We start from the raw sequence: 363 nt of genomic DNA on the forward strand, positions 1-363 counted from the left end.
GCCGGGAAGTGATCCGTTTAGACAGCCAGCGAATGTACCGAAGAATGGGGAGGGGAGAACTGATTTAGACGTCAGCGGTGACTGCTTTGAACCCAACGAGTCGACCGATGATGAGCACAAGCACCAATACCAGCAGAATCTGAATAGTGGCAGTCGCGGCAATCAACGGTGACGACTCGTACTGAAGGAACGTGAATATCTCCACGGGGAGAGTTGTCGTATTCTGTCCCGACAGGAACAGTGAGATGACCGAGTCGGTAAACGAGAGGATGAACGCGAGAAGGAACCCCGAGACGACGCCACTCCGAATTAACGGTAACGTCACCTTACGGAAGGTCTGGAACCGGCTAGCACCCAGGTTTC

Annotated in this window: 1 protein-coding gene; it reads right to left on the reverse strand. The window is 53.7% G+C overall.

The features are described 5' to 3' along the window. Window positions 1-64: 64 nt before the first annotated feature. Window positions 65-363: ABC transporter permease (locus AUR66_RS18495; protein ID WP_157533236.1), on the reverse strand; the 299-nt coding region annotated here is incomplete at its 5' end.

It is taken from the genome of Haloferax profundi, from assembly GCF_001469865.1.
Taxonomy (GTDB): Archaea; Halobacteriota; Halobacteria; order Halobacteriales; family Haloferacaceae; genus Haloferax; species Haloferax profundi.